At 49.0% G+C, this 1,835-nt stretch carries 2 tRNA genes and 2 rRNA genes; all 4 read left to right on the top strand.

Features of this window, described 5'->3' with window-relative positions:
• Positions 1-374, top strand: a 16S ribosomal RNA gene (locus tag VK958_RS07090); the annotation flags it as partial.
• 103 nt (positions 375-477) lie between these two features.
• Positions 478-554, top strand: a tRNA-Ile gene (locus tag VK958_RS07085).
• Between the two features lie 17 nt (positions 555-571).
• Positions 572-647: transfer RNA gene (locus VK958_RS07080), tRNA-Ala, on the top strand.
• Positions 648-1,047: 400 nt separating this feature from the next.
• Positions 1,048-1,835 (top strand): 23S ribosomal RNA (locus VK958_RS07075); the annotation flags it as partial.

Here is a 1,835-nt window from a genome sequence, read left to right as displayed (position 1 = left end):
AAACCGGAGGAAGGTGGGGATGACGTCAAGTCCTCATGGCCCTTATGGCCAGGGCTTCACACGTAATACAATGGTCGGTACAGAGGGTTGCCAACCCGCGAGGGGGAGCCAATCCCAGAAAGCCGATCGTAGTCCGGATTGCAGTCTGCAACTCGACTGCATGAAGTCGGAATCGCTAGTAATCGCGGATCAGCATGTCGCGGTGAATACGTTCCCGGGCCTTGTACACACCGCCCGTCACACCATGGGAGTGGGTTCCACCAGAAGTAGTTAGTCTAACCGCAAGGAGGACGATTACCACGGTGGGATTCATGACTGGGGTGAAGTCGTAACAAGGTAGCCGTATCGGAAGGTGCGGCTGGATCACCTCCTTTCTAGAGAACACCTGTTCTGCAAGCATTCACACTTATCGGTTGTTCAAAAAAGCGCATCAAAGATTGGCCTACCTAAAATAACGGCGACGTTATTTACCTTATAGGGTCTGTAGCTCAGCTGGTTAGAGCACCGTCTTGATAAGGCGGGGGTCGTTGGTTCGAGTCCAACCAGACCCACCAGATTCACCTGAAATATTGGGGGATTAGCTCAGCTGGGAGAGCACCTGCTTTGCAAGCAGGGGGTCGTCGGTTCGATCCCGTCATCCTCCACCATTCTTTGAAGTGCTTATGTAGGTAATAGCAAGAAATTAGAAGCAAGCATTTAGCTTGAATGCTTGCTTCTAGTTTTTTAACTAGACTGATCTTTAACAAAATGGAAGAAGTAAAGTGAGTGCATGCATTTGTGATGAGTGTGTGCGCTCAAATGGGTAGTAATTGATTGCAAAATCGAAATGTTTTAACGCGTTAAGTTCTGGCTTAGTTCTCTAACTAGGCTGGTAATAAGACGGTTATTTCAAGTTCAACGATATCTGCTTGGTATCGTTGGAAGTAATGCTTTAGAAAACCTATGACTGGCAGATTTACTCCCTGCCGCGAAACTGAGTAAGGCGAGCTGGATGACTTCACCGTTATCTGGCGGACCCGTAAAAGGGCTCAGGTTTTAACGTTATAGGGTCAAGCGAATAAGTGCATATGGTGGATGCCTTGGCGATTACAGGCGATGAAGGACGTGGTAGCCTGCGTAAAGTTTCGGGGAGCTGGCAAACAAGCTTTGATCCGGAAATGTCCGAATGGGGAAACCCACCCGCAAGGGTAACCTATCCTGAATACATAGGGATATGGTGGCGAACCGAGTGAACTGAAACATCTAAGTAGCTCGAGGAAAAGAAATCAACCGAGATTCCGGAAGTAGTGGCGAGCGAACCCGGAAGAGCCTGTTATTTTTAGCATGTGCGATAGTAGAACGGAATGGAAAGTCCGGCCATAGAGGGTGATAGCCCCTTATACAAAATCCCGCGTGTGGAACTAGGATAACGACAAGTAGGGCGGGACACGAGAAATCCTGTCTGAATATGGGGGGACCATCCTCCAAGGCTAAATACTCGTAATCGACCGATAGTGAACCAGTACCGTGAGGGAAAGGCGAAAAGAACCCCGGGAGGGGAGTGAAATAGATCCTGAAACCGTATGCATACAAACAGTGGGAGCGGACTTGTTCCGTGACTGCGTACCTTTTGTATAATGGGTCAGCGACTTACATTCAGTGGCAAGCTTAACCGATAGGGGAGGCGTAGAGAAATCGAGTCCGAATAGGGCGAATCAGTCGCTGGGTGTAGACCCGAAACCAAGTGATCTATCCATGGCCAGGATGAAGGTGCCGTAACAGGTACTGGAGGTCCGAACCCACAAATGTTGAAAAATTTGGGGATGAGCTGTGGATAGGGGTGAAAGGCTAAACAA

This window comes from Methylophilus sp. (assembly GCF_035460085.1).
Classification (GTDB): Bacteria; Pseudomonadota; Gammaproteobacteria; order Burkholderiales; family Methylophilaceae; genus Methylophilus.
Note: the sequence above shows the minus strand (reverse complement) of the source record. Positions and strands in the feature narration are given on the sequence as shown.